This is a genomic window from Mesorhizobium sp. M1A.T.Ca.IN.004.03.1.1 (genome assembly GCF_003997555.1).
GTDB lineage: Bacteria > Pseudomonadota > Alphaproteobacteria > Rhizobiales > Rhizobiaceae > Mesorhizobium.
The window spans coordinates 341,501-366,529 of sequence record NZ_RZTV01000001.1 but is presented as its reverse complement, the minus strand read 5'-3'; the positions used below and the strand labels follow the sequence as shown (position 1 = coordinate 366,529).

23 protein-coding genes and 1 pseudogene are annotated in these 25,029 nt (G+C 64.3%); 14 read left to right on the top strand and 10 right to left on the bottom strand.

Annotation, left to right across the window (positions count from 1 at the left end; all coding sequences use genetic code 11):
• Positions 1–13 precede the first annotated feature (13 nt).
• Complete coding sequence (locus tag EOD29_RS01780) at positions 14–742, top strand: AzlC family ABC transporter permease (protein ID WP_095824915.1); 729 nt, start codon at positions 14–16, stop codon at positions 740–742.
• On the top strand, positions 739–1,035 hold the full coding sequence (locus EOD29_RS01775) for an AzlD family protein (RefSeq protein ID WP_067329066.1): 297 nt from the start codon (positions 739–741) through the stop codon (positions 1,033–1,035). Before EOD29_RS01780 ends, EOD29_RS01775 begins: the two co-directional genes overlap by 4 nt.
• A gap of 3 nt (positions 1,036–1,038) precedes the next feature.
• Here EOD29_RS01775 and EOD29_RS01770 read toward each other — a convergent pair whose 3' ends face one another.
• The 3 genes from EOD29_RS01770 to EOD29_RS01760 form a co-directional block, all read right to left on the bottom strand.
• Positions 1,039–2,883, bottom strand: coding sequence for an aminopeptidase P family protein (locus tag EOD29_RS01770; RefSeq protein WP_127245797.1), 1,845 nt, complete (start codon positions 2,881–2,883; stop codon positions 1,039–1,041).
• A gap of 96 nt (positions 2,884–2,979) precedes the next feature.
• On the bottom strand, positions 2,980–3,852 hold the full coding sequence (locus EOD29_RS01765) for a 50S ribosomal protein L11 methyltransferase (RefSeq protein ID WP_127245796.1): 873 nt from the start codon (positions 3,850–3,852) through the stop codon (positions 2,980–2,982).
• A gap of 77 nt (positions 3,853–3,929) precedes the next feature.
• Entirely contained in the window at positions 3,930–4,514 is a 585-nt protein-coding gene (locus EOD29_RS01760) for an SCO family protein (protein WP_066990790.1), read from the bottom strand.
• A gap of 272 nt (positions 4,515–4,786) precedes the next feature.
• Here EOD29_RS01760 and EOD29_RS01755 point away from each other — a divergent pair, with 272 nt between their 5' ends.
• The 3 genes from EOD29_RS01755 to EOD29_RS01745 all read left to right on the top strand — a co-directional run bounded on the left by EOD29_RS01755 (position 4,787) and on the right by EOD29_RS01745 (position 6,671).
• Entirely contained in the window at positions 4,787–5,215 is a 429-nt protein-coding gene (locus EOD29_RS01755) for a CreA family protein (RefSeq protein ID WP_095802437.1), read from the top strand.
• A gap of 48 nt (positions 5,216–5,263) precedes the next feature.
• Positions 5,264–5,905 (top strand): DapH/DapD/GlmU-related protein, encoded by a 642-nt coding sequence (locus EOD29_RS01750; protein WP_127245795.1) that lies wholly within the window; start codon positions 5,264–5,266, stop codon positions 5,903–5,905.
• A gap of 250 nt (positions 5,906–6,155) precedes the next feature.
• A complete protein-coding gene (locus EOD29_RS01745; RefSeq protein ID WP_066990799.1) occupies positions 6,156–6,671 on the top strand; it encodes a low affinity iron permease family protein in 516 nt (171 codons plus the stop codon).
• Here the strand turns inward: EOD29_RS01745 and EOD29_RS01740 are convergent.
• Positions 6,658–7,524 (bottom strand): SDR family NAD(P)-dependent oxidoreductase, encoded by an 867-nt coding sequence (locus EOD29_RS01740; RefSeq protein WP_127245794.1) that lies wholly within the window; start codon positions 7,522–7,524, stop codon positions 6,658–6,660. The two genes, EOD29_RS01745 and EOD29_RS01740, sit on opposite strands and share 14 nt — an antisense overlap.
• A 149-nt stretch (positions 7,525–7,673) precedes the next feature.
• Between EOD29_RS01740 and EOD29_RS01735 the strand changes: the two genes are divergently transcribed.
• The gene (locus tag EOD29_RS01735; RefSeq protein WP_095824909.1) at positions 7,674–7,955 is read left to right on the top strand and encodes a hypothetical protein; all 282 of its coding nucleotides are present in this window, start codon (positions 7,674–7,676) and stop codon (positions 7,953–7,955) included.
• A 63-nt stretch (positions 7,956–8,018) separates the two neighbouring features.
• Here the strand turns inward: EOD29_RS01735 and EOD29_RS01730 are convergent.
• Together EOD29_RS01730 and EOD29_RS01725 are read right to left on the bottom strand one after the other, a co-directional pair.
• Positions 8,019–9,499: pseudogene (locus EOD29_RS01730) on the bottom strand (esterase-like activity of phytase family protein).
• A gap of 244 nt (positions 9,500–9,743) precedes the next feature.
• Positions 9,744–10,769: a LacI family DNA-binding transcriptional regulator gene (locus EOD29_RS01725; RefSeq protein WP_095802689.1), complete on the bottom strand. Its 1,026-nt coding sequence runs from the start codon at positions 10,767–10,769 to the stop codon at positions 9,744–9,746.
• Between the two features lie 197 nt (positions 10,770–10,966).
• Here EOD29_RS01725 and EOD29_RS01720 point away from each other — a divergent pair, with 197 nt between their 5' ends.
• From EOD29_RS01720 to EOD29_RS01700, 5 genes are all read left to right on the top strand, one after another.
• Positions 10,967–11,998 (top strand): Gfo/Idh/MocA family oxidoreductase, encoded by a 1,032-nt coding sequence (locus tag EOD29_RS01720; protein WP_127215480.1) that lies wholly within the window; start codon positions 10,967–10,969, stop codon positions 11,996–11,998.
• Positions 11,998–12,903, top strand: a complete 906-nt coding sequence (locus tag EOD29_RS01715) for a sugar phosphate isomerase/epimerase (protein WP_206520445.1) — start codon at positions 11,998–12,000, stop codon at positions 12,901–12,903. The genes EOD29_RS01720 and EOD29_RS01715 overlap by 1 nt, the downstream gene beginning before the upstream one ends.
• 93 nt (positions 12,904–12,996) lie before the next feature.
• On the top strand, positions 12,997–14,010 hold the full coding sequence (locus tag EOD29_RS01710; RefSeq protein ID WP_067323154.1) for a substrate-binding domain-containing protein: 1,014 nt from the start codon (positions 12,997–12,999) through the stop codon (positions 14,008–14,010).
• A gap of 84 nt (positions 14,011–14,094) precedes the next feature.
• Positions 14,095–14,889 (top strand): ATP-binding cassette domain-containing protein, encoded by a 795-nt coding sequence (locus EOD29_RS01705; protein ID WP_127245792.1) that lies wholly within the window; start codon positions 14,095–14,097, stop codon positions 14,887–14,889.
• Positions 14,889–15,941, top strand: coding sequence for an ABC transporter permease (locus EOD29_RS01700; protein WP_067323158.1), 1,053 nt, complete (start codon positions 14,889–14,891; stop codon positions 15,939–15,941). The genes EOD29_RS01705 and EOD29_RS01700 overlap by 1 nt, the downstream gene beginning before the upstream one ends.
• Before the next feature lie 42 nt (positions 15,942–15,983).
• Here the strand turns inward: EOD29_RS01700 and EOD29_RS01695 are convergent, their stop codons facing one another.
• A complete protein-coding gene (locus EOD29_RS01695) occupies positions 15,984–18,680 on the bottom strand; it encodes a UvrD-helicase domain-containing protein (protein WP_127245791.1) in 2,697 nt (898 codons plus the stop codon).
• A 182-nt stretch (positions 18,681–18,862) separates the two neighbouring features.
• Between EOD29_RS01695 and EOD29_RS01690 the strand changes: the two genes are divergently transcribed.
• Together EOD29_RS01690 and EOD29_RS01685 are read left to right on the top strand one after the other, a co-directional pair.
• On the top strand, positions 18,863–21,175 hold the full coding sequence (locus EOD29_RS01690) for a glucose/quinate/shikimate family membrane-bound PQQ-dependent dehydrogenase (protein ID WP_127245790.1): 2,313 nt from the start codon (positions 18,863–18,865) through the stop codon (positions 21,173–21,175).
• Between the two features lie 342 nt (positions 21,176–21,517).
• The gene (locus tag EOD29_RS01685) at positions 21,518–22,420 is read left to right on the top strand and encodes a dienelactone hydrolase family protein (RefSeq protein ID WP_127245789.1); all 903 of its coding nucleotides are present in this window, start codon (positions 21,518–21,520) and stop codon (positions 22,418–22,420) included.
• 156 nt (positions 22,421–22,576) lie between these two features.
• On the opposite strand, the gene EOD29_RS01680 is transcribed toward EOD29_RS01685, so the two are convergent.
• On the bottom strand, positions 22,577–23,491 hold the full coding sequence (locus tag EOD29_RS01680) for a DMT family transporter (RefSeq protein WP_127245788.1): 915 nt from the start codon (positions 23,489–23,491) through the stop codon (positions 22,577–22,579).
• Between the two features lie 88 nt (positions 23,492–23,579).
• Here EOD29_RS01680 and EOD29_RS01675 point away from each other — a divergent pair, with 88 nt between their 5' ends.
• Positions 23,580–24,056 carry an Lrp/AsnC family transcriptional regulator gene (locus EOD29_RS01675; RefSeq protein WP_067323168.1) on the top strand — a complete coding sequence of 159 codons (477 nt, stop codon included), beginning with the start codon at positions 23,580–23,582 and terminating at the stop codon, positions 24,054–24,056.
• Here the strand turns inward: EOD29_RS01675 and EOD29_RS01670 are convergent.
• Together EOD29_RS01670 and EOD29_RS01665 are read right to left on the bottom strand one after the other, a co-directional pair.
• Entirely contained in the window at positions 24,042–24,257 is a 216-nt protein-coding gene (locus EOD29_RS01670; RefSeq protein ID WP_127245787.1) for a hypothetical protein, read from the bottom strand. The two genes, EOD29_RS01675 and EOD29_RS01670, sit on opposite strands and share 15 nt — an antisense overlap.
• A 145-nt stretch (positions 24,258–24,402) precedes the next feature.
• Positions 24,403–24,888: a thioesterase family protein gene (locus tag EOD29_RS01665; protein ID WP_127245786.1), complete on the bottom strand. Its 486-nt coding sequence runs from the start codon at positions 24,886–24,888 to the stop codon at positions 24,403–24,405.
• Positions 24,889–25,029 lie beyond the last annotated feature (141 nt).

Below are 25,029 nucleotides of genomic sequence, written 5' to 3'. Positions count from 1 at the left end.
AGGGAGCAGTTGGATGACGGCGGAAGCAATCTCCGAAAGCCGTGCGAGGAGCGATTTCTGGGACGGCGTGCGGCTGTCGATGCCGGTCGTCGTCGCCTCCGCGCCGTTCGCGATCCTGTTCGGCGCGATTGCCGTGGACAACGGGTTTTCGGTCCTGGAAGCATTTCTCATGAGCGCGCTGATCTTCGGCGGCGCCAGCCAGATGGTCGGCATCGAATTGTTCGGCCAGCATGTCGCGCCCTGGCTGATCGTGCTCTCGATCTTCGCGGTGAATTTCCGTCACGTGCTCTATTCCGCCGGCATCGGCCGGCGCATGGCGCATTGGCCGCTGCTGCAGCAAGCGCTGGGCTATTTCATCCTGACCGATCCGCAATATGCCGTGGCCGAGGCGCGCGCGGCGTCCGGCCAATCGGTCGGGTTCGTCTGGTATCTCGGGCTCGGCCTGCCGGTCTATGTGTTCTGGGTGGCCGAAAGCGCGCTCGGCGCAATCTTCGGCAAGATGATCCCGGATACCCATGCTCTGGGCATCGATTTCCTGCTGCCGATCTATTTCCTCGGCCTGGTTCTCGGCTTCCGCAAGCGGCCGCTGTGGCTGCCGGTGGTCGTCGCCAGCGCGGCCGCCTCGATCGTCGCCTACAAGACGGTCGGCTCGCCCTGGCATGTCTCGATCGGCGCCATTGCCGGCGTCCTTCTGGCGGTCATTCTGCCGCCGCATCATAGCGGCGTGGGGCAGCGCACATGAGCACGACCTTCTGGATCATCCTCGCCGGCGCCGTCGCCACCTATCTCACGCGCGTCGGCGGCCATCTCGTCATCTCGCGCTTCGAGACCGTCCACCCGCGTGTCGAGGCCGGCCTCAACGCCGTGCCGGCCGCTGTGCTGACGACACTTGTGGCACCTGCCGCGCTCGGCGCCGGACCGGCCGAATGGGCAGCGCTGATCGTCACCGCGCTGGTGTCGCTGCGCGGCGGCCTGATGGCGATGTTTTTGGCCGGTGCCGCGGTGCTGATTCTGGCCAGGCAGTTCGTCGGCTAGAAGTCAGATCTTGGCGTCGTGCGGCAGCGGCGCCGTGGCTTTCTCCAGCCAGGCCAGCGTCTCGCCGTCCACCATCGGACCGATCTCGGCCAGAACCCGCGCGTGATACTGGTCGAGCCAGTGCAGTTCGTCGCGGGTCAGCAGGTCACTGCGGATGAGGCGCTTGTCGATCGGCGCCAGCGTCAGCGTCTCGAAGCCGTGCATGGCGATGTCGCCGCCCTCGATCTGCTCGGCAGGCGTGACCAGGATCAGGTTCTCGATGCGAATGCCGTAGGAGCCTTCCTTGTAATAGCCCGGCTCATTGGACAGCATCATGCCGGCAAGCAGTTTTTCGGTGCCGGTGCGGGCGATGCGCTGCGGGCCCTCATGCACGGCGAGGTAAGAGCCGACGCCATGGCCGGTGCCGTGGGCGAAGTCGCAGCCATGCTTCCACAGGGCCACGCGGGCGACGGCATCGATTTCCGAACCGCGCGTGCCGGCCGGAAAGCGCAGCGTCGAGATGCCGATCATGCCCTTCAGCACCAGCGTGAAGCGCTCGCGCATCTCTTCGGTCGGCTGGCCGATCGGCACGGTGCGGGTGATGTCGGTGGTGCCGTCCTGGTATTGTCCGCCGGAATCGAGCAGGAACAGCTCGCCGCTTTGCAGCTTGCGGCTGGTGGCGCGGGAGACCCGGTAATGCATGATGGCGCCGTTCGGGCCGGCGCCGGAAATCGTGTCGAAAGAGACGTCGCGCAGCGGCATCTGCGTTTCCTCGCCGGTCTGGCGCCGCACCTCCTCGAGCTTGGTCACGACGTCGATCTCGTCGAGCGTATCCGGTTGCTGCCGGTCGAGCCAGCAGAGCAGCTTGGCAATGGCGGCGCCGTCGCGACGATGCGCGGCGCGGCTGCCGGCGACCTCGGCGTGGTTCTTGGTGGCGCGCGGAATGCGGGCGGGGTCTGGCGCAGAGACAACGATGCCGCCATTGCCCTCGACCAGCATCTTGAGCTTTTCCGCCGCCAGAACGGGATCGAGCGCGATTTTTGCGCCGCCCTTGGCGAGGTTGGCGACCGCCGCTTCGAATTCGCCTGGATCGTGCGGATCGGCGAGCTGGGTGAGATAGGCCGCGACCTGGCGCGAAAATTTGCGCTGGTCCATAAAGAGTTGATGCTTGCCGTCGGCGGCAAGAATGACGAAGCCGAGCGCCAGCGGCGTATGCGCCACGTCACCGCCGCGGATGTTGAAGGCCCAGGCGATGGAAGAAGGGTCGGTGAGCACGGCGTGCGTCGCGCCCTCCTTTTCGATCGCGCCCGCCAGCCGCGCCAGCTTGTCCTTGGCGAGCTCGCCGGCGAAGGCGACCGGATGGAGTTCCACGGGTGCGCGCGGCGGCTCGGGCTGATCTTCCCAGATGATATCGATCGGATTCTTCTCGAGCGGCACCAGTGTCGCGCCGGACTGCTCGGCCGAGGCTTTCAATGCCTTGATCTCGCCGATCGTGTGCAGCCACGGGTCGAAGCCGAGCCTGGCCCCTTTGCCGAGATTGTCCTTGATCCAGGAGGCCGGCGGATTGTCGACGAGGCTCTCGACGGTGAAGATCGAAAGATCGACCTCATTGCGCACCTGCAGCGTGTAGCGGCCGTCAACGAAGATGAAGGCGCGGTCGCGCAGGATGATGGCGACGCCGGCTGAGCCGGAAAAGCCGGTCAGCCATTTCAGCCGGGCCGACCGGTCGGCGACATATTCGCCCTGATGCTCGTCGGCGCGCGGCACCATGAAGCCGTCCAGCTTGTTCTCGGCCAGCCATTGGCGCAGCGTCGCCACGCGCGGCTTGCCGACAGCCGGATCGCCGGCGGAATCAAAGGTCTGGAACATTTTTCCGCATCTCCTCGAATGGCTCGCGCGACCGTAGCGCAAGGTCTTCGAAACCGGAATCGATTTCGACAGGGCCAGTCTTGAACGATCCGGTTTTCAGCGCTTGAGGTGGATGGTCACCCAGCCCTCGCGGTGCAAGGTGCGGACGTGGCGGAAGCTCTGGCCGACATAGGCCGAGATCACCGCATCGCGCTGACGGTCGAGAATGCCGGAGAGCACCAGCGAGCCGCCGAGCCTGATGTGCCTGGCCATCTCGGGCGCCAACCGCATCAGCGGGCGCGCCAGGATATTGGCGACGATGAGGTCGAAGGGCGCGCGCCTAGAGAAGATCGGATGGTGGAAGCCGGGCGCCGTCACCGTCTCGACAAGCGCCTTCACTCGGTTCAGTCGCGCATTGGTCGCAGCGACGCGAACGGCGACCGGATCGATGTCGGTCGCCAGCACCGGGATGTGCGCGAGCTTGGCCAGCGCTATCGCCAGCACGGCACTGCCGGTGCCGAGGTCGAGCGCGTTGCCGGGGCGTTCGCGCACCACCACCTGTTCCAGCAGTTCGAGGCAGCCGGCCGTGGTGCCGTGATGGCCGGTGCCGAAGGCAAGACCCGCCTCGATCTCAATGGCGAGGTCACCGCTGCGGCGCTTGTCGCGAACATGCGCGCCGTGGACAAAGAAACGCCCGGCGCGGACCGGTTTCAGTCCTTCGAGCGAGCGTGCAACCCAGTCGATGTCGGGGAGCGCCTCGCGCTCGACCTGCTTCGGCAGGGCCAGGTCCGCGAGTATGCCGTTGATCCGGACTGCGACGGCATCGACATCGCCATCGGCATAGAGCGACACTTCGTGGATGTCATTGGCCTCGTCGACCTCCAGCAGGGCAAGCGGCAGGCCTTCGTCCTCGAAAGCTGCATCAAGCGCCGCGAAGATGCGGTCAGCCTCGGCCTTGCCCGCCGTGAAATGGAACCTGGTCTGCCCCATCAGGGCGACTCATGTTTGAGCGTGATCATTTCCGAGAACCGGTTCCACTTGTTGCTACGCAAACCTTCGGTTCGGGATCACGCCTGGCCGCCTGCTGCGAGCCGCTTCAGCTTCGCAATAGCCGTGTCGGCGCTTTCGCCATAGGCGATGGTGCCGGCGAACTCGCCCTTGGCGTTGAGGAGCAGCACGGAGGCCGTGTGGTCCATCGTGTAATCGCCGTCGCCGGTGTCGACCTTCTTCCAGTAGATGCCGAAGGCCTTGGCCATTGCATGCACCTTGTCCGGATCGCCGGTGATGCCGGTGATGCGGTCGGAGAAATTGCCGACGTAGGAATTGATGATCTGCGGCGTGTCCCGCTCCGGGTCGACCGTGACGAAGTAGGCGTTGAGGTTCTTGCCGCTGTCGCCCATCGTCTTCAGCCAGCCGGCCATTTCGAACAGCGTTGTCGGGCAGACTTCCGGACAATGAGTGAAGCCGAAGAAGACGACGCTTGGGTGGCCCCGGAACGCGGCCTCGGTGATCGGCGCGCTCTTCTGGTCGATCAGTGTGAACGGTGCGCCGTAGGGCTGGCCGCCATAATGGCCGCGATACCAGTCGAAAGTGAGCCAGCCGATGCCCGCCGCCATCAGGACGAGGATGCCGACCAGAATTGAGCGCATCATCAGAAACTATCCGTTGCGATCGTCGCGGCCCGGCGGATCCGGCGCGAGCCTGTTCGGCGACAGTCTTAGCGGTTTGGCGGCGCGAGCGCAAAGAGGTCGCGTTGCCGCAACCACGAGACCTGCCGCCTCCGTCGCGACGATCATCGAATGGCTTGCAAATGCCATTGTCCTGTCCCACCTGACATCGGCTAAACGCAAAACCCGAGGAGGCTTCCTTGCGAAAACTGATCGGCTTGATTGCCGCCTGCATTGCCCTCGGCGCCGGCGCAGCGATGGCGGACGAGGTCGGCAAGGTCGGCGTCGACTGGGTCGGCAACGACATCATGATCGATGCGATCAAGGATCCAAAGGTCGACGGCGTCACCTGCCACGTCGCCTATTTCGACCGCAGCATCATCGATCGGCTGCACAAGGGCAACTGGTTCGAGGATCCGTCGGACTCGTCGATCTCCTGCCGCCAGACCGGGCCGATCACCATCGGCGACATCGACATGAGCGAGCGCGGCGAAGAGGTGTTCAAGCAGGGCCTCAGCCTGATCTGGAAGAAACAGGTGGTGAACCGCATCTACGACAAGAAGAACGAGACGCTGATCTATCTCTCGCATTCGCGCCAGGTCCAGAACGGCTCGGCGAAGATGTCGGTCACGACCGTGCCGCTCTATGGCCAGAACGTCGTGTGGGCCAAGGGCAAGCCGCAATGATGATTGGTCCCGCTTGCCGGGGCAATCGCTCGGGCGTAAAGCCGCGCCATGGACCGTCCTGAACATCTCGTTGCGAAGGATCCCGAGCCGCGCATCCATCCGACCGCGGAGTTGAAGGGGTGCAAGCTTGGCCGCTATGCATCGATCGGCGAGCGGGTTATCCTGCGCGACGTGACGATCGGCGATTTTTCCTATTTCGAGCGTCATTCGGAAGCGATCTACACGACGATCGGCAAGTTCTGCTCCATCGCCGCCAACAGCCGCATCAACGCGCTCGAGCATCCGATCGAGCGGCTGACCCAGCATAAGGTAAGCTACCGGCCCAACGAATATTTCCGCTGGCTTGGCGTCGACGCGGCATTTCGAGAGCGGCGGCAGGCAAAGCCGGTCAGCATCGGGCACGATGTCTGGATCGGCCATGGCGCCGTCATCATGCCAGGCATCACGATCGGCAATGGCGCCGTCATCGGTGCCAACGCGGTGGTGACGCATGACGTGCCGCCTTACGCTGTCGTCGCCGGCGTTCCGGCCAAACCCTTGCGCCAGCGCTTTAGCGCCGACGTGGCGGCGCGCATTGAAGACCTCGCCTGGTGGGACTGGACGCCGGAAAAACTCGCCAGGGCGATCCCGGACATGCAGTCGTTGCCGATCGAGGCCTTCCTCGATCGTTGGGAAAACGCCGCGACCTGAACCCGTGAAGCGCCCCTCCGCCATGCGGGGGGAGCAGCTGAAGGGGCCGGAGGTAAGCCGCCGTGAAGCGGAACGAGCAGGCTTTTCGACCTGCACCGGCACCATGGCAACAACGCATAAGGTGTTTTTTCGTCGCCATGCGCCTCTCGCGTGTATGCGATTGCAGGCGGAAAATCGGGCCGGCGGGAACCGGAGAGGCCGGCCCTTGTTTCTCTCGAAATGCCGCGCTCTTGCGTTTTGTGAGGACTGGATGATCGAAAAGCTTTTCACCAAGGTTGCCAATTGGGTGGCTCACCTGGCCGGTATGCCTTTGACTTTTGCCGTCTGCGTTCTGATCGTGGTGATCTGGGCCGCGACTGGCCCGGTCTTCGGCTTCTCGGATACCTGGCAACTGGTGATCAACACCGGGACAACCATCATCACCTTCCTGATGGTGTTCCTGATCCAGAACACGCAGAACCGCGATGGCGCCGCAATCCAGACCAAGCTCGACGAGTTGATTCGCGTCAGCGAGGCCCACAACCATTTCATCGGCATCGAGCACCTGACGGAATCGGAGGTCGAGGAGATCCGCGCCAAATGCGAAGCGGCGGCAAAACGGCACGACCGCAAGATCGCCGAAACAGCGGCCAAGCAGGCTATGACGATAAAAAACGGTTCCGGGCGCGACCGCAAGATCGCTGAGGCGGCCGCCAACAAGACCGTGCCACGGAAGGCAAGCTCTAAGAGGAAGGCGCCGCCTGAACGGCCCGTCAGCGGTTCATAAAGGCGGCGAAAGCGTCCTTGTGATCCGGATGCCAGCGCGACAAAGCGGGGCGGTTTTCGATGATGTCGCCGATCGCCCAGGCCATGCGCTTTTCATCCATGGGCCGAGCGACCTCGTTGTCCGGGCAAAGGATGTAGAAGTAGTCCTGCTTGAGCGATGCCAGCATGAAATCGATCACCTGCTCGCCCGTCCAGGCGCCGGCCGGCTTTTCCGTCGCGCCCTCGGTCAGGCCGGTATAGGTGAAGCCGGGGATGAGCAAATGCGCGGAAAGCTTGGCCCCAGGCTCGTTGCGCAGCGTGTGGGCCAGGCCCTCGGTGAAGGTCTTCACGCCCGCCTTGGAGACGTTGTAGGCGAGATTGCCGGGCGGCGTGGTGATGCCTTGCTTGGATCCGGTGTTGATGATCAGGCCGGGCTCGCCCGCAGCCAGCATGCGCGGCGCAAAGGCCTCGACACCATGCACGACGCCCCAGAAATTGATGTCCAGCAGCCGTTTCCAGGCTTCACGGTTTTCCCACGGCTTGCCGGGATTGTTGCCGACGCCGGCATTGTTCATCAGCACCGAAACCGCACCGAATGCACCGTAGGTGAGTTCCGCGAGCCGGTCGACTTCGTCGGCCTTGGAGACATCGGTGGGGATAGGGAGAACGGCATCGTCCCCGGCAATGACGGCGACCGCCTGCCGGGCCTGGTCGAGGCGCACGCCGCCTATGTCGGCAAGCACGGTCTTCATGCCCATGGCCGCGAAGCGCTTCGCGGCGGCCAGGCCTATGCCGCTGGCGCCGCCGGTGATGACGGCGACATTGCCGGAGGCGAAAGCGGGCAGGGCGGTCTGGATTTCGGCGTCGCTGGTCATGGTTGATGTCCTTATTCCGGGTCGAGCCGAACTTAACGCCGGTCAGGGGCGAGGCAAGCCTTGATCGCTGCAATGATCGACGGCGGTACCGCCAATGGGTTGACCGCAGCAGCTTGCCCCGCGCATGCTGCCGGAAAAGGAGTTCGGCATTGACCGATTGGATCGGAATCCTGAAGGAGCAGACCGCCACCGGCGAACAGATGGGCCGGGATGTGCCGAAGATGCTCGCCAACCCCGATATCAGCGAGGCGCAGGTCAAGACCCTGTTTTCGGCACTGGAGCAACAGGCGGACTTCGCGGAAAAGCTGCGCCTGGCGCTGGAGAAGTTCGGCCATGACTTTCCCGTCATCAAGGCAGCAGAGCGGCTGGAAGAGCGCTATGCCGACCTTGCCGCCTCGGCGGCAGAAAAACTGAAAGTGATGCGGCAGTAAGAACCCGCTATCTTTCCACGAGACGCTCGAACCGCCTGTCCGGCGTAAACCAGGTAATCGCAACTAGTTTGCGGCGAGACTGTTCCCCGACAGGCCGGGCAGGGTAACCTGATAGACCAGGAAGGTGGTGTCGACATCGGCGCCATCCTCGGCCTTGTACGGGGCACCAACCTGGAAGCCGTCCTGGGTGAGAAAGTCGTTGTCGTTGGCGACGAACAGGAATAGTCGTCAGGCAGCTTCGGGTCCAGCACGCTCACCAGCGACATCGCCTCCCACTTCTCCGAGAGGTTGTTCCTGTCGTTCGGCGCGCCGTTGTGCAGGCCGAAACGGCCGAGTTCGCCCTTGTCGTTGATGTCGATGAACGAGGTGAGCTTGGCCGGCGTCACCGACGGATCGAGCACGCCTTTCGGCGCAACCGGCTTGTCGGCGGCGTCGAATGGGCCGTTGGCGATATCGGTGGCCGCGGACAGGTCGACGATCTCGATCTTGCGGTAGACCGACTCGGCGTCCTTCAGCCCCTGGCCGTTGCCGCTGTCGCGTGCCAGCATCAAAAAGCTCTTGTCGGACAGCGCCACGATCTCGCTCTGCGCGGCCACTTTGGTCTTGCCCTTGGCGTCCTTGAACACCGGCAGCGGTACGACATATTCGTGCGCCAGCTTGAGGTGGGCGAGGTCGGAGGCGTCATAGACCAGCGCGCGGGTGTTCCGGCGGGTCGAGCCGGAATCGCCGCCATCCTGGCGCGGCGCCGACTGCAGCACGGCGATCAGGAACTTGCCGTCCGGCGTCATCGACATGCCTTCGAGGCCTTGATTGTTCTGGCGGCCGGTCTCGGGATCCTTGGGATCCGGCTCGGCGGCACCCGGGCCAGGATTGTCGGAAGCGAAGTTCGGCTTGCCATGGCGTATCGGCACCAGGGCCGCCGGCGGCTGCGTCGCCGACATCAGGCGGCCGTCGGCCGAAAAGCGATAGATGTTGGGGCCATATTCGTCGGAAATGAACATGGTGCCGTCGGGCAGGCGCACGACCGCCTCGTCGTCGAGCGAAAGCTTGCCATTGTCGGCCTGCGGCAGGATCGGCATGTCGCCGGCAGCGGGGCGCACGCCGTTGAGCGGGTCGAGGCCGGTGGCGTCGGCGCCCTTGTCGTCGGTCAGGAGCATGGTGTCGACGAGCGTTGCCTTGACGCCCGACTGTTCCTGGCCGGCGGCGGGCGCAGCACCCGGAGCGGTCGGGGTCAGCTCGATTGCAATGGTGTTCAAGCGGGGCCGGTAGTCGGTGGTGCCGGCGACGTTGTAGCCGCGGTCCGGCAGCAGCCAGAGCGAGCCTTTGTAGCCGGCGCCGTCACGCGCCCAGCTCTTGGCGTCGATCGCCATGCCGGAGCCCGAACCAAAGGTCTCGCCGAACTTGTCCTTCTGGCTGGCGGGGATGCGGCCAACGCCGACCAGCCCCTTGTTGACATAGCCAACACCCTCGGCGAGCGCAGGGCTCAGCACGGTGAACAGGGCGATTGCCGCGCCAAGCGCGACGGTTCGGTTGAGGTGCTTCATGATGTCGCCATGTGACGAGCGGAGCCGGAATGGTGTCACATCGGGTCTAGGACGCGAACATGATACTTGCGTGACAGGAGTGGGGCTCCTTCCTTCTCCCCATGTGGGAGAAGGTGGATCGGCGCGCAGCGTCGAGACGGATGAGGGGTGTTCCAGCGGAGCGAGACGTTGGCTTTCCCTGGAGCACCCCTCATCCGTCGCCTTCGGCGTCTCCTTCTCCCGCAAGGGGAGAAGGAGAGGGTGCTCAATCGCTCTCGCGCGCGACGAGCTCCAGCGGCCAGACTTCGCGGATCGTGCGTGGCCCCTCCGGACCGGCATGGGCCGGGAGTGACGCCAGCAGCATCTCGGCCAGCCGCCGGCCCATCGGCTCCAGCGCCGGACGGAAGGCGGTCAGCGTCGGCGAGAAGTAGCGGCAGAGCGGCGTGTCGACGATGACGATCACCGCGATGTCGTGGCCGGGCCTGATGCCCATCTCGGCCAGTGCCTTGCAGCCGCCGAGCGCCATCGCGTCATTGTTGAAGATGATGGCTGTCGGCCGGTCCTTGGAGAGCATGACACGCGGCGTCACCTGGTAGCCGCCGGTCTCGTTGATGAAGCCGTCGGCGATCAGGCCGGGGTCGACTTCGATGCCGTGCCGCTTCAGAGCCTTGCGGTAGCCGTCGAGGAACAGGTAGCCGAAGTTGAGATCAAGCGAAGGGCGGATGGCAGCTATGCGGCGGTGGCCGCGCGCAACCAGCCGGTCGACGGCTTCATTACCCGCCCTCTCGAAATCGATATCGAGCGAAGGATAGGTGTCGCCGCCGGATTGACTTCGGCCAAGCGTGGCGAAGGGAAAGCCGGCCTTGCTCAGATAGTCGATCCGATCGTCTTCCCGCCGTGTATTGGCCAACACGACCGCGTCGGCCCGGCGCGTCTCAACCACGCGGCGCAGCCGCTCCTGCTGATACTGGCCGGGCTCGCCCATGACGACCATCAGATCCAGCTCATGCTCGGCGAGCCGCGCCTGCAGGCCGGTCAGGAACGGAATGAAGAACGGCTCGCCATATTGCTGGTCGCCGGGATGCGGTTGCAGCATGAAGGCGATCGAGCGGGTGGCGCCCTGGCGCAGGCTGCGGCCCGACTGGTTGGGCGAATAGTTCAGCTTCCTGGCCGCCTCGAGCACGCGCTGGCGCGTCTCCGCATTGACGTCGGCGCGGCCGTTCAGCGCGCGCGACACGGTGCCGATCGAAATGTTCAGGTGACGCGCGAGATCGTGGATGCTGGACGCCAAGGTAGGTTCTCCCCCTGACTTCGCTAGCACCGGCCGTCCTTCAGGCCAAGCAGTGCATGTCGATTTTCGCGAGCAGGTGATTGACATTCTACGCCATCGGGTGTGTTCTCGTAAACGTTTACGGAAAAACGTTTACGGTGAAGCCGGAAATGCCGTGACACTCGGCCTGGAGGGGCCGAGCGGAGGAGGAGCGCTGGATGATGAAGGTCGTCCTGGTCGGGTGCGGAGCCATGAGCAGGCAGTGGCTCGATGCCGCGAGGCAGATCGACGGGCTTGCCATTGCCGGCCTTGTCGATCTGGATGCCGAGCGGGCGCAGGCGAGGGCGCGCGAGTACGAGCTCCCCAATGCCGTCATCGGCACCAGCCTCGATGCCGTTCTCGATCAGACCCGGCCCGATGCCGTGTTCGATGTCGTGGTTCCTGCTGCGCGGCGCCAGGTCGCGCTTTCAGCCTTTGCCCATAACTGCCATCTGCTCACCGAAAAGCCGCTTGCCGACAGCCCAGAAAATGCGCGCGCCATCATCGAAGCGGCGCGCCGCGCGGGGCGGGTCCATGCCGTGGTTCAGAACCGGCGCTATGTCGCCAATGTCAGGCGGATCCGGCGGTTCCTCGATTCCGGCGCCATCGGCAAGCCGACCAGCATCCATGCCGACTTCTTCGTCGCGCCGCACTTCGGCGGCTTTCGCGAGGAGATGCGCCACGTGCTTTTGCTCGACATGGCGATCCACACGTTCGACGCCGCCCGCTACATGGTCGCCGGCGAACCGGCCGGCGTCTATTGCCAGGAGTGGGAGCCTGCCAATTCCTGGTACCGTCAGGGCTCGTCGGCCAGCGCGGTGTTCGATTTCGGCGGCGGCAAGGTCTTCACCTATGCCGGCTCCTGGTGCGCGGACGGTTTCCGCACGAGTTGGGAAGGCAGCTGGCGCATCGTCGCCGAGCGCGGCAGCCTGTTGTGGGACGGGCATGACGGGTTGAAGGCCGAGGTGGTTGCATCCGGCCGCGACGGTATCATCGACAAGACCCAGTCGATCGAGGTGCCGGCGCTCGACGCGGCCGACAGAGTCGACGGCCATCTCGGCATCATCCAGGATTTCATGCGCGCGATCGAGACCGGCACCGAACCGGAGACGCGCGGCACCGACAACATCAAAAGCCTAGCCATGGTCTTTGGCGCCATCGAAAGCGCAGAGACCGGACGCCGCGTCGCAATCGCAAAGGAAACGCCGTGATGCCGAACCCGCTTCTCGACATCAGGATCGGCACCATGGTGCGAGCCAATCTCGACGACCCGGCCGTCTATGTGAAACAGATCCTGCCGCTCGGCTTCGAGAGCATCCAGCCTTTTTTCTGGCAGACGCTGGGCGGCAAGGACCTAAAGCGCCTGGCGGGCGAAATCCGCGAAGCGATCGGCGATGCGGACGTCGCCGTCTCATCGATCGGCGTGTTCGGCAATCCGCTGGAGAACGGCGAGGTCGACCGCGGCGTGCTCGCGGCGTGGGAGACCGTCATCGACAACGCACATCTGTTCGGCACCACGATGGTCTGCGGCTTCACCGGCCGGCTGCGCGGCAAACCGCTGACCGACAGCCTGCCCCGTTTCCGCGAGGTCTGGGGGCCGCTGGCCAGGCGCGCCGCCGACAAGGGCGTGCGCATCGCCTTCGAGAACTGTGCGATGGACGGCAACTGGGCGAGCGGCGACTGGAACATCGCCCACAACCCAGACGCCTGGGAGCTGATGTTCAACGAATTGCCCGACGACAATCTCGGGCTCGAATGGGAGCCCTGCCACCAGCTCGTCTATCTGATCGACCCGATTCCGCAGATTCGCAAATGGGCGCCGCGTATCTTCCACGTCCACGGCAAGGACGCCACCGTGCGCTGGGACGTGATCCGCGAGCACGGCGTGTTCGGACGCCTGCCATTCGTGCAGATGCGCAGCCCCGGCTTCGGCGACAGCGACTGGACCCGGGTGATCAGCGAATTGCGGCTGGCCGGCTACAAGGGCGCCATCGACATCGAAGGCTGGCACGACCCGGTCTATCGCGGCGACCTCGAGATGACCGGTCAGGTGCGGGCGCTGGGCTATCTGAAGCAGTGCAGGGGAGGAGCCAGCTACCTGCCCAATCCGGTGTGAGGACCGGCCGGCGGGAGGTGCCGGCCACCAAGACTACGGCCGAAGCAATCGTCGAAACCCTCTGTTGCGAGGGACCAAAAGGGAGGAACGTGCATGAGCATCACGACGAGAAGGACTGTTCTGCGCTCGACCGTCGCGGCGGCTGCTGCGGCGCTCTGCGCCTCGATTTCCACCTTGCCGGCAAAGGCGCTTGACGCCCAATGGTGCAAGGACGTCCATATCCGCTTCTTCGTCGGCGGCGCCGAGGGCGACGCCTTCGGCACCATCGTCTACAATGGCGCCAAGCAGGCGGCGGCCGATCTTGGGCCGAAGGTCGACTACATCTTCTCCCAGTGGGATGTCGAGAAGATGGTGCAGCAATTGCGCGAGGCGGTCGCGGTCAAGCCGCAAGGCATCGCCATGATGGGCCATCCGGGCGATGCCGCGATCATGCCGCTGGCCGAGCAGGCGCATAAGGACGGCATCAAGATGATGTACCAGAACGTGCCGGTGCCGAAGGTGGTGGAAGCGTTCGGCGGCGGCTATGTCGGCGCGCAGCAGGAGCAGCAGGGCCGCGCGCTCGGCGCCGAGGCGTTCAAGCTCGGCAAGCTCAAGGCCGGCGACAAGGCGATCATGATCGGCCCGTTCGAGAACGAGAATCGCGGCGCGCGCGAGCGCGGCACGGTCGCGGCGCTGAAGGAGGCGGGCGTCGAGGTGATCCAGCTGTCCTCGCCGCCGAGCGGCGAATGGGCGTCCGACCCCAACCTTGCCATTCCGGTGATCACGGCGGCTCTGCTCAACCACCCCGACGTCAAGGCGGTCGGCTATCCCGGCGGACAGATGCTCGGCAACGTCGCCACCTATATGCAGGCGGCGGGACGCAAGCCCGGCGACATCTTCAACTTCGGCTTCGATACCAGCCCGCAGATCGTCGAAGGCTTCAAGGGCGGCTGGGTGCAGCTGACGGCCGACCAGCAGCCTTTCCTGCAGGGCTATCTGCCGATCTTGAGCCTTTGCCAGCAGGTGGTGCTGGGTCTGGCGCCGATGAATGTCGATACCGGGGCCGGCTTCGTCACGCCGCAGAATTACGAGATCGTCGCTGAGCTGGCCAAGCAGGCGCTGCGTTGACCTCCCAGGCGGTCGGTCGGGGTTGGGCCCGGCCGACCGGATCGCCGGCAAGCGGCCGATAAGACAATTGGAAGCGAGGATCGCATGGGCGAACGCATCATCGAACTGCGCGACATCAAGAAATCCTATGGCCAGGTCTATGCGCTGGGCGGCGTCAACCTCAGCGTCGACCGCGGCGAGGTGGTCGGCTTGATCGGCGACAACGGCGCCGGCAAATCGACGCTGATCAAGATCCTATCCGGCGTGGTCAAGCCGACAAGCGGCGACATCCTCGTACGCGGCAAGCCGGTGACCGGATGGAGTGCCGCCCGCTCGCGCGATGCCGGCATCGAGACAGTCTTCCAGGACCGCGCTTTGGCCGTGCAGCAGACGATCGTGCGCAACATCTTCATGGGCCGCGAGCTGACCGGCTTCATGGGCTGGTTGAAAGTCAACAAGGAGATCGACGAGGCAAGCCGGCTGATGCGCGAGATCGGCTTCACCTCGAAAGTGTTCACGCCGCATTCCATCGTCGGCCAGCTCTCGGGCGGCGAGCGTCAGGGTGTGGCGATCGCGCGCGCCATCTACAAGCAGGCGGAGCTGATTATCCTCGACGAGCCGACGACGGCGCTGTCGCTGACGGAGACCGCCAAGGTCTTCCATTTCGTGCGCCAGGTGCGGGCGAGTGGCCGCTCGATCCTGTTCATCGGCCACAACATTCATCATGTCTTCGACATCGCCGACCGCTTCGTGGTGCTCGACCGCGGCAAGGTGGCGCTGACGGCTGACCGCAGCGAGGTCAAGTCAGCCGACGACCTCATCAACTTTATGGAAGAGATCGCGCATCCGGGTGGCCTGCCAGGGCTACACGAGGCGGGCGGAGCGGAGCAGAGAGCGTGATGAGCAAGGCCATGGAACCCGATCTGCAAACACCTCTGGGAAGGGCAAGCGGCCCGACAGAATCAGGCAAGCAGTGGAGTCATCCTTCCGATCACTGGCTGCGCGGCTTCGTCCTCGACAATCGCGCGGCGCTAGGCACGCTCGCCGTGTTCATCGTCATGATGGCGATCTTCATGATCGCCAACCCGACCGTCTTCACCACCTGGTATCTTTACAGCTCGGTGCTGACGACGCTTCCCGTCGCGCTGTTCGTTGTCGTGCCGCTGGTCTTCGTAGTCACCTGCGGCGAGATCGACCTATCGTTCCCGGCGACGATGGGTTTCGCCTCATGGGCCTTCGCGATCGTCGTGCAGGCCGGCTACGATCCGTTCCTCGGCATCGCCGCGGCGCTTCTCACCGGCACGCTGCTCGGCTTCCTGGTCGGATCGCTGGTGGTCTATGGCGGCCTGTCGTCGCTGATTGCCACGCTCGGCATGAACTTCCTGCTGCGCGGGCTGATCCAGATCATCAACGAGGGCAGGTCGACGGCGCTGACCAATCTGGCCGACAGCTCAGCTTACGCGATCTTCTCCAGCCAGCTCTGGGGCATCCCGGTGCAGATCTTCTGGGCGATCGCCTTCGTCGTGTTTTCGGCGCTGCTCTACAACCGCCACCGCTTCGGCGCCCAGGTCAAGGTGGTCGGCGACAATCCGGACAGCGCCAAGCAAATGGGCATCGACGTCCAGCGCGTCCGGGTCAAGGTGTTCGTCTTCACCGGCATCGGGGCGGCGATCGCCGGAACCTTCTCGGTGATGATCAACTTCACCTGGTGGCCGACGGCGGGCGACGGCTATCTGCTGCCGGTGCTGGCCTCGGTGTTCGTCGGCGGCACGCCGACCTGGGGCGGTATCGGTACAGTGGTCGGCGGCGCGATCGGCGCGGTCACCGTGTCGTTCATCCAGACCGGCGTCGTGGCGGCTGGTTTGAGCGGCTTCTACGTCCAGTTCTTCAACGGGCTGATCATCATCCTGTCCCTGCTCGGCCACAAATGGAACCAGGCGCGGTATCGCTGAGAGGCTGCGGTTTTCGGACGGTGATCCGTTGGCGGCCGCCGCTCAAACGCTGGTGACAAACCCGTCCAGCACACGTTTCTGGCCGGCCTTGTCAAAGTCGATGGTCAGCTTGTTGCCGTCGATGGCGGCAATATTGCCGTTGCCGAATTTCTGGTGGAAGACGCGGTCGCCGAGCTTGAATGGCGAAGGTGTGTCGGCGACCGATTTGGCGACCAGTTCGCCTTCGATGGTGCGGCCTTTCACCGAGGTGCGGCCGGCGCCATAGCCGCTGTCAGTCTCGCCATAGCCGATGCGTTCGACCTGGTGGCCGGAGCGTGTGCCCCAGTTGCGGTCGGTCGCTTCGGTGCGGTTCGCCTGCGCGCGCTGCCAGCCGGGTGTCGCATAGGTGTTGGAGAAGCTGCCGGATTTTTCCGCGCCGATATTGTCGAAGCGCGAGGCGCCGTAGGGATTCTGCCGGCCGCCGCCGCGGCCTGAGGCGAAGGAGCCGCCGCCATAGGGATTGCCATAGCCGCCATAGGAATTGCCGCCATCGGCGACATCGACATGGGCTTCCGGCAATTCATTGACGAAACGCGACGGAATGGTCGATTGCCACAGGCCGTGGATCTGGCGGTTTGAGACGAACCAGACGTGCAGGTTCTTTTTCGCGCGCGTCAGGCCGACATAGGCGAGGCGGCGTTCTTCCTCGAGGCCGGAGCGGCCGCCTTCGTCCAGCGCGCGCTGATGCGGGAACAGACCTTCCTCCCAGCCGGGCAAGAATACGGTCTCGAATTCAAGCCCTTTCGCCGAATGCAGCGTCATGATCGAGACCGCATCGAGCGATTCGCCCTGCTCTGCCTCCATGACCAGCGCGACATGCTCGAGGAACGAACGCAGGGATTCATACTCCTCCATGGAGCGGATCAGTTCCTTGAGGTTCTCCAGCCGCCCGGGCGCTTCGGCCGAACGGTCGTTCTTCCACATGTCGGTGTAGCCGCTCTCCTCGAGGATGGTCTCGGCGAGCTCGGTGTGCGGCGTGGTCTCCAGCGCCTTCTGCCAGCGCTCGAAATTGGCCGCGACCTCGCGGAGCGCGGCGCGCGGCTTCGGCTTCAGCTCGTCGCTTTCGGCGAGCGTCGCCGCGGCCTCAAGCATCGGGATTTGCATGGCCCGCGCGGTGTCGTGGATCTGGCGGATGGTGGCTTCGCCGAGCCCGCGCTTCGGCACGTTGACAATGCGCTCGAAGGCAAGGTCGTCGCCGCTGTTGGCGACGACGCGGAAGAAGGCCAGCGCGTCGCGGATTTCCAACCGTTCGTAGAAACGCGGGCCGCCGATGACGCGGTAGCTCAAGCCGAGCGTGATGAAGCGGTCTTCGAAGGCGCGCATCTGGAAGGACGCGCGCACCAGGATCGCCATATCGTTGAGGTTGTGCTTTTGCCGCTGGTAGGCCTCGATCGCCTCGCCGATGGCGCGCGCCTCTTCCTCCGAATCCCAGGCGGCATGGACATGCACCTTATCGTCCTCGGGGTCGTTGCGGTCGGTGAACAGCGTCTTGCCGAAGCGGCCCTCATTGTGGGCGATGAGATGCGAAGCCGCACCCAGTATATGCGCGGTGGAGCGGTAGTTGCGCTCCAGCCTGATGATGGTGGCGCCCGGAAAATCCTTGTCGAAGCGCAGGATATTGTCGACCTCGGCGCCGCGCCAGCCATAGATCGACTGGTCGTCGTCGCCGACGCAGCAAATGTTGACAGTGGATCGACGCCGGTTTCCCTCCCCCTTGAGGGGAGGGTGGCCGGGTGAAGCCCGGTCGGGAGGGGTCCTCGCGGCAGTGCTCGACGCTCCGGCGCCTGATGACTGGGCGGCGCCTTCCGCGGCGACCCCCTCCGTCCGCTTCGCGGACACCTCCCCCTCAAGGGGGGAGGATTGCGACCTCTGCGCCAACAAGCGCAGCCACATGTATTGCGCGGTGTTGGTGTCCTGGTACTCGTCGACCAGGATGTATTTGAACTTGCGATGATAGTCCCTCAGCACGTCCGGATAGGCGCGGAAGATGCGGATCGGGTGATAGAGGAGATCGCCGAAGTCGCAGGAATTCAGCGTCTGCAGCCGTTCCTGATAGGCCTTGTAGAGCTGGCGCCCCTTGCCGTTGCCGAAGCTGCGCGCGTCGCCTTCCGGAATCTCGTCGGGGCCAAGGCCCTTGTTCTTCCAGTTGTCGATCATCTGCGCGAAGGTCTTGGCCGGCCAGCGCTTGTCGTCCAGATTTTCGGCCTGGATCAGCTGCTTGATCAGCCGCACCACGTCATCGGTATCGAGGATGGTGAAATCGGATTTCAATCCGGCAAGCTCGGCATGCCGGCGCAGCAGCTTGACGCCGATCGAGTGAAAGGTGCCGAGCCAGGGCATGCCCTCGACATTCTGCTCGCCGATCAGCAAGCCGATGCGCTGCTTCATCTCGCGCGCGGCCTTGTTGGTGAAGGTGACGGCGAGAATCTGCGAGGGGAAGGCCCTGCCGGTGGCAAGGATGTGGGCGATTCGCGTGGTGAGCACCCGCGTCTTGCCGGTGCCGGCGCCGGCCAGCACCAGAACCGGGCCTTCGGTCGTTTCAACAGCGAGCCGCTGTTCGGGATTGAGGCCGTTCAGATAATCGGGCGCACGGTTCTGCGCGTTGCGTGCGGCCATGGCGCGCGCGGCGAGGCCGGATGGGGCGGCGGGCCGCGCATTCGGTTCGTCAAAAAAGGGCATGTCTTCCGAAAAGCCGGACATCGCCCCCGAATGTAGTGATTCGGCAGCGAAAGGCCAGAAGTGTCTCCGTTTTGTTCTAGTTGTTCCTGTTCGGGGCCGCCTTGACAGGCGCAACTTGCGAGAGAAAGCTGCCAACAGGGCAGGGACGGCAAGCCGTTGCCTCAGAGGCGCCGCAAGCGCGCAACAGTCGAAGGAGTATCGTCTTGGCTGTCACCATCACCTCCCTCGTCCTTTTGCTTATCGGCCTGGTCCTCGGCGGCGGCGGCATCTGGCTGGTGACGTTGGGTGGCAGCTGGTACTACCTGATTGCCGGACTGGCCTTCCTGATCACCGCCTGGCTCGTTTTCCGCCGCAGATCGACAGGGCTCTGGCTCTATGCCGCGATCGTGCTCGCCTCGCTGTGCTGGGCGGTGTGGGAAACCGGCTTTGATTGGTGGCAGCTCGGCCCGCGCGGCGGCATCATCGTTCTCATCGCGCTCTGGCTGCTGACGCCATGGGCCAGGCGGGGATTCACCGGTCCGGACGGACGCGCTCCGCTCATCCTGGCGGTGCTCGCATCGCTTGCGGTGGCCGGCTATTCGATGACCGCCGATCCGAAGGACATCGGCGGCACGCTCAACACCGATAAGGTGACGCCGACGGCCAATCTCGGCGGCGACATGCCGGCGGGCGAATGGCATTTCTACGGCCGCACGCCGTTCGGCCAGCGTTACTCGCCGCTCGCTCAGATCACGCCGGACAATGTCGCCAAGCTGCAGCCGGCCTGGACCTACCGCACCGGCGACATGAAGGGTCCGGACGACATCGGCGAGACGACCTATCAGGTAACGCCACTCAAGGTCGGTGATGCGCTCTACATCTGCACGCCCCACAATTTCGCCATCGCCATCGATGCCGCGACCGGCAAGGAGAAATGGCGCTACGACCCGAAGATCAAGCTCGATCCCAACCGCCAGCACCAGACCTGCCGCGGAGTTTCCTATTACGCCGATGCGAAGATCGCGGCGGGCCAGCCCTGCGCGGCACGCATCTACCTGCCGACTTCGGACGCCCGGCTGATCGCCCTCGATGCCGCGAACGGGCAAGTTTGTCCGTCCTTCGCGGAAGGCGGCACGCTGAACCTGATGGCCAACATGCCCTTTCCGAAGTCGGGCTACTACTATTCGACCTCGGCGCCGCTGATCCTCGCCGGCAAGATCATCGTTGGGGGCGCGGTCAACGACAATTATTCGACCGAGGAGCCGTCGGGCGTCATCCGCGCCTATGACGCGGGCACCGGCGCGCTGTTGTGGAATTGGGATTCCGGCAAACCGGATCAGACGACGCCGCTGCCGGCGGGGCAGAACTACACCAACAACTCGCCCAACATGTGGTCAACGGCGAGCGCCGACGAGAAGCTTGGCCTGCTCTACCTGCCGCTCGGCAACCAGACGCCCGACCAGCTCGGCATGGGCCGCAGCGCCAATGTCGAAAAATTCTCCTCCTCGATCACTGCGCTCGACCTCAACACCGGACAGTTGCGCTGGGTGCGCCAGACGGTGCATCACGACCTGTGGGACATGGACGTGCCGGCGCAGCCGACGCTGGTCGACATCACGACGGGGAGCGGCGTGGTGCCGGCACTGGTAGGGCCGACCAAGCAGGGCGATCTTTATGTGCTCGATCGGCGCACTGGCGAACCGATCATTCCTGTGAAGGAAGTGCCGGCACCGGGCGGAGCGATCGAAGGCGACCATACCTCGCCGACGCAGCCGTCCTCCGACCTGTCGTTCAACCCGAAGCCGCTGACCGGCGCCGACATGTGGGGGATCACCATGTTCGATCAGCTGGCGTGTCGGATCGAACTGAAGAGACTGCGTTACGAGGGACGCTACACGCCGCCCTCGCTGCAGGGCACGCTGGTCTATCCCGGCAATTTCGGCGTGTTCAACTGGGGCGGCGTCGCGGTCGACCCGGTGCGACAGGTGATGTTCGGCATGCCGACTTATCTCGCTTTCACGTCGAAACTCATTCCGCGCGCGGACGTGCCGCCGCCCGGCGACACCAAGGGCAGCGAGCAGGGGCTCAACCGCAATGAGGGCGCGCCTTACGCGGTGGTGATGGGGCCATTCCTGTCGCCACTCGGCATTCCCTGTCAGGCGCCGCCCTGGGGCTATGTCGCCGGCGTCGACCTGAGAACCGGCCAGATCGCCTACAAGCATCGCAACGGCACCGTCTACGACATGACGCCGCTGCCCCTGCCGCTCAAGGTCGGCGTTCCAGGCATCGGCGGGCCGATGATCACGGCCGGCGGCGTCGCCTTCCTCGGGGCCGCGGTCGACGACTATCTGCGCGCATATGACCTTACGACGGGCAAGCAGCTCTGGCGCGCTAGGCTGCCGGCCGGCGGGCAGTCGACACCGATGACCTACACGGTTGCCGACGGCCGCCAGTTCGTGGTCATCGTCGCCGGCGGCCACGGCTCGGTCGGTACCAGGCCGGGCGATTATGTGATGGCTTACACGCTGCCCAAGTAGACGAGGACATCCAATCGCGCCGTCCTTTTTCGCCGAGCACGTGGCCAAGCGCCTGCAGCGACGACAGCAAGCGCCGCCTCAGCCAGCCGCTACGCCGGCGGCCATCACGTTCCCGGCATTCCCCTTTTTGCCGTTCGGACCGGGCGGGGCCGCTCCGCAGTTTCCCGTCCCACCGTGACAGCACCATCAACTTTTTCGGAATGACCAAAATGTGATGGATGCAGAAGCCACCGGCAATCGTCATGGTCGAAGTTCGGATCGAGTGCCGTTGTCGCCGGCGGATGACTGGACCGTGCGCGTTCTAACCCTATCTTGCGCGTCAAACAGTCGTCGAGGAGAGCCATGACCGAACCTGTCGCCAAGCCTGTCGTCACACAGCCCATCATCACTCAGGCGATGATCGATGCCTATGACGAATATACGCATCTGACGCTCGACCGGCGGCGCTTCATGGAGCAATTGACTCGGCTCGCTGGATCGGGCGCCGCGGCCGCCGCGATCGCGCCGATGCTGGCTGCGAATTCGGCCAAGGCGGCGATCGTCGCCGAGAACGATCCGAGGGTGAAGGGCGAGGACATTACCTATCCCGGCAGCAGCGGCGAGATGAAGGGCTATCTGGTCAAGCCGGCGAATCAGTCCGGCAAACTCGGCACGGTGATCGTCGTCCATGAGAACCGGGGGCTCAATGGGCATATCCGTGACGTCGCCCGGCGCGTGGCGCTGGAAGGCTTCGTCGCGCTGGCGCCGGACTTCCTGTCGCCGCTCGGCGGCACGCCAGCCGACGAGGACAAGGCGCGCGACATGTTCAGCAAGCTTGATGCTGCCCAAGTCGCGGCCGACGGCGTAGCGACGGTCGCCTATCTCAAGACTTACCAAGACAGCAACGGCAAGGTCGGCGCGGTCGGCTTCTGCTGGGGTGGCGGCACGGTGAACACGCTCGCCGTCAATGCGCCGGACCTCAGTGCCGGCGTCGCCTATTACGGCATGCAGCCTAAGGCCGAGGATGTGCCGAAGATCAAGGCGGCGCTGCTGCTGCATTATGCCGGGCTGGACGAGCGCATCAATGCCGGCATCGACGCCTACAAGAAGGCGCTCGACGCCGCGCATGTCGAATACACCGTTTATGTCTATGACGGCGTCAACCACGCCTTCAACAACGACACCTCGGCCGCGCGCTACGACAAGAAGGCGGCCGATCTGGCCTGGGGGAGGACGGTCGCCTTCCTTAAGGAGAAACTGGCCTGAGGTGTGTTGATATTCAGGTTAGCCCGGCCTGCGAATGGCGGCTTCCTGCGCTTCCGGTGCTCACGTACTTCAAAGTACGCTCCGCTCTGGTTCTCGGAATCCACCATTCTCGGCTCGGCCTGACCTGAACCTCAACACACCTCGACGGGCGGCGGATCACTCCGGCGCTGGCTTGTGCATGGCGACGCCCGCCACAACCAGCGCGATGCCGAGGCAATCGGTAAGGCTCGGAACCTGCCTGAGCACGACCACGCCGATCAGGGTCGCGGTGAGCGGCAAGAGCGATAGCATGAGCGCGAAGCTCGCGCGCGGCAGCCGCGCCATGGCGAGCTGATCGCAAATGTAGGGGATGACGGAGGAGCAGAGGCCGACGCCGATACCGGCGATCAGCAGTTGCGGCGCCGAGAAGGCTGGCAGCGCCTCGCTGAAGCCGACCGGCAGCACGACGAGGAAGGCGATCGCCATGGCGGTGCCGAGGCCGGCGATGCCGAGGCCAGTTCGGGCGATGCGGTGGCCCAAAACGATATAGCCGATGAACAGCGCGCCGTTGAGAAAAGCCCAGAACAGGCCGACGGGATCGCTCGACCATTTGACATCGATGAGCAGCAACGTGCCGGCGACAGCGATGGCGAGCGCCGCGAAATTGCGCGGGGTTCTGAGGCCGACCATCGCGACGCCTATGGTGCCGACAAATTCGATCGCGGCGACTAGCGAGATCGGCAGGCGGTCTAGAGCCAGATAGAAGGCGCAGTTCATCACCGCCAGGCAGGCGCCGAAGGCCAACAGCAGCAGGCGGGCCGAGCGGTCGGCGCGCGTGAAAACCGTCCATGGCCTGGTAAGCGGCGCGAAGACGAGCGCGGCCGTGGCGATGCGCAGCCAGGCCATGCCGAGCACGCCGACTTGAGCGAACAGCAGCACGGCGAAGGCCGGCCCAAGATAGTGGAAGATCGCGCTGACGCAGAACCAGACATGCGGCGGCACCGCATCGGCCAGTCCGGCGAGGGCAGGGCGTGCAGCGTCGGTGTCGCTGCCGGCCCGGTTTGTCGGACGAACTTGCGCTTCAGAATTCATAGGGTCATTATCGCAGGCGAACTTCGCGACTTATATGGATGATGCACGGCTCCGATCGCCGTTCACCTTCTGAAGAAAAGAGAATTATTTGAAACGCCTGCGAAATGAAAATGGCGAGCTGGATGCGGCGGACCTGAAAATCCTGCGACTCCTGGAAAAGGATGCGCGCACCAGCACGGCGGAACTGGCGCGCGCCGTCGGGCTCTCGGCGCCGAGCGTGGCCGAACGCATTCGCAAGCTGCAGGAGAATGGCGTGATCGAAGCCTATACGGTGAAGATCAATCCGACGGCGCTCGGCATGAAGCTGTCGGCATGGCTGCGAATCAGGCCGGTCCCGGGGCAGCTTGCCGTGGTGGCCGGGATCATTCGCGACCTGCCGGAAATCGCCCAATGCGACCGAGTGACCGGCGAGGATTGCTTCATCGCGCTCGCGCATGTCGGCTCGGTGGCCGAGTTGGAGCGGGTGATCGACAAAATTATTCCCTATGCGATGACCAACACCGCCATCATACAGTCGTCGCCGGTCGAGGCGCGCTCGCCGCTTGGCAGTTTAAGGGAGCGCTGAAGGCTCAGTGTGACCGCGTCTGATGCGCGCCTGCTTGAGAATCGCGCGCCAGCGGATCATGTCGAAGGGGATGGGCTCCTTGTTGTTGGCGATGTGGAAGATCTCGTTGTTGACGTTCTTCAACGATCGCCAGAAATCATAGTCGGTGATGCGCGGATCGGCCGCCAACCGCTCCACTTCGACCTTGATGTCGGTTTTCATGCACTGTCCTCGCACCGCATTCCGCCTGCCGCCCGCGCGTAAACCCGGTGCGGCGGTTTTCGAACGCGCCACTGAGTCGTTCAACAGACTCAATCGGCTTGTTCACGTTAAAACCTTGGTAAGGTTAACGCCGGTGTGCGGGTTTTCAAGCGCTCTTGCGTTTGATGCCGATCGAACGGCCGGCACGCTCCGGCATCGGCAACGCGGCGTGGGCGGCGCGCATGGCTTCAACCTGTGCCATCACATCGGCCGGGAAGGGAGCGACCCTCGGCCCTGCCATGTCGACATGCAGCGCAAGCTGCTCGGACGTCGCGGCCAGCCAGCCATCGACGTGGCGAATCTCCTGATAGGCCCTCAGCCGCTTCTCGTCGTGGTCGATGAGCTGGAACGAGACCTTCACCTTGTGGTCGAGGTGAAGCTCCTGCACGTAGCAGACATGGACTTCCGCCGTGTAGATGGTGAGGCGGCGGTCCCTGGCATAGTTCGGTCCCATGCCCATCAGCTCGAACGCTTCGTCCGAGCAGCAGTCGAACAGCACGTTGTAATAGGCCATATTGAGATGGCCGTTATAGTCGATCCAATCCTTCTCGATCGCCATCGGCTTGGAAATGATCGGCGCGGTCATCGTCATCTGGTTTTCCTTGATCGTCGCTGGACAGGGCCTGGCTGGTGAGGTTCTCTTCGCTCTGGCGCAATTCCGGTGCTTCACTCTTTTCCTGGAATTGCTTTAGGCATCATCCATAGCTGCATTACAAGAGTGGCCGCTGGTCCA

Coding starts and splice junctions, on each gene's coding strand:
- EOD29_RS01780 (WP_095824915.1), top strand. CDS start 14: ATGACGGCGGAAGCAATCTCCGAAAGCCGTGCGAGGAGCGATTTCTGG.
- EOD29_RS01775 (WP_067329066.1), top strand. CDS start 739: ATGAGCACGACCTTCTGGATCATCCTCGCCGGCGCCGTCGCCACCTAT.
- EOD29_RS01770 (WP_127245797.1), bottom strand. CDS start 2,883: ATGTTCCAGACCTTTGATTCCGCCGGCGATCCGGCTGTCGGCAAGCCG.
- EOD29_RS01765 (WP_127245796.1), bottom strand. CDS start 3,852: ATGGGGCAGACCAGGTTCCATTTCACGGCGGGCAAGGCCGAGGCTGAC.
- EOD29_RS01760 (WP_066990790.1), bottom strand. CDS start 4,514: ATGATGCGCTCAATTCTGGTCGGCATCCTCGTCCTGATGGCGGCGGGC.
- EOD29_RS01755 (WP_095802437.1), top strand. CDS start 4,787: ATGGCGGACGAGGTCGGCAAGGTCGGCGTCGACTGGGTCGGCAACGAC.
- EOD29_RS01750 (WP_127245795.1), top strand. CDS start 5,264: ATGGACCGTCCTGAACATCTCGTTGCGAAGGATCCCGAGCCGCGCATC.
- EOD29_RS01745 (WP_066990799.1), top strand. CDS start 6,156: ATGATCGAAAAGCTTTTCACCAAGGTTGCCAATTGGGTGGCTCACCTG.
- EOD29_RS01740 (WP_127245794.1), bottom strand. CDS start 7,524: ATGACCAGCGACGCCGAAATCCAGACCGCCCTGCCCGCTTTCGCCTCC.
- EOD29_RS01720 (WP_127215480.1), top strand. CDS start 10,967: ATGATGAAGGTCGTCCTGGTCGGGTGCGGAGCCATGAGCAGGCAGTGG.
- EOD29_RS01715 (WP_206520445.1), top strand. CDS start 11,998: ATGCCGAACCCGCTTCTCGACATCAGGATCGGCACCATGGTGCGAGCC.
- EOD29_RS01710 (WP_067323154.1), top strand. CDS start 12,997: ATGAGCATCACGACGAGAAGGACTGTTCTGCGCTCGACCGTCGCGGCG.
- EOD29_RS01705 (WP_127245792.1), top strand. CDS start 14,095: ATGGGCGAACGCATCATCGAACTGCGCGACATCAAGAAATCCTATGGC.
- EOD29_RS01700 (WP_067323158.1), top strand. CDS start 14,889: ATGAGCAAGGCCATGGAACCCGATCTGCAAACACCTCTGGGAAGGGCA.
- EOD29_RS01695 (WP_127245791.1), bottom strand. CDS start 18,680: ATGTCCGGCTTTTCGGAAGACATGCCCTTTTTTGACGAACCGAATGCG.
- EOD29_RS01685 (WP_127245789.1), top strand. CDS start 21,518: ATGACCGAACCTGTCGCCAAGCCTGTCGTCACACAGCCCATCATCACT.
- EOD29_RS01680 (WP_127245788.1), bottom strand. CDS start 23,491: ATGAATTCTGAAGCGCAAGTTCGTCCGACAAACCGGGCCGGCAGCGAC.
- EOD29_RS01670 (WP_127245787.1), bottom strand. CDS start 24,257: ATGAAAACCGACATCAAGGTCGAAGTGGAGCGGTTGGCGGCCGATCCG.
- EOD29_RS01665 (WP_127245786.1), bottom strand. CDS start 24,888: ATGACGATGACCGCGCCGATCATTTCCAAGCCGATGGCGATCGAGAAG.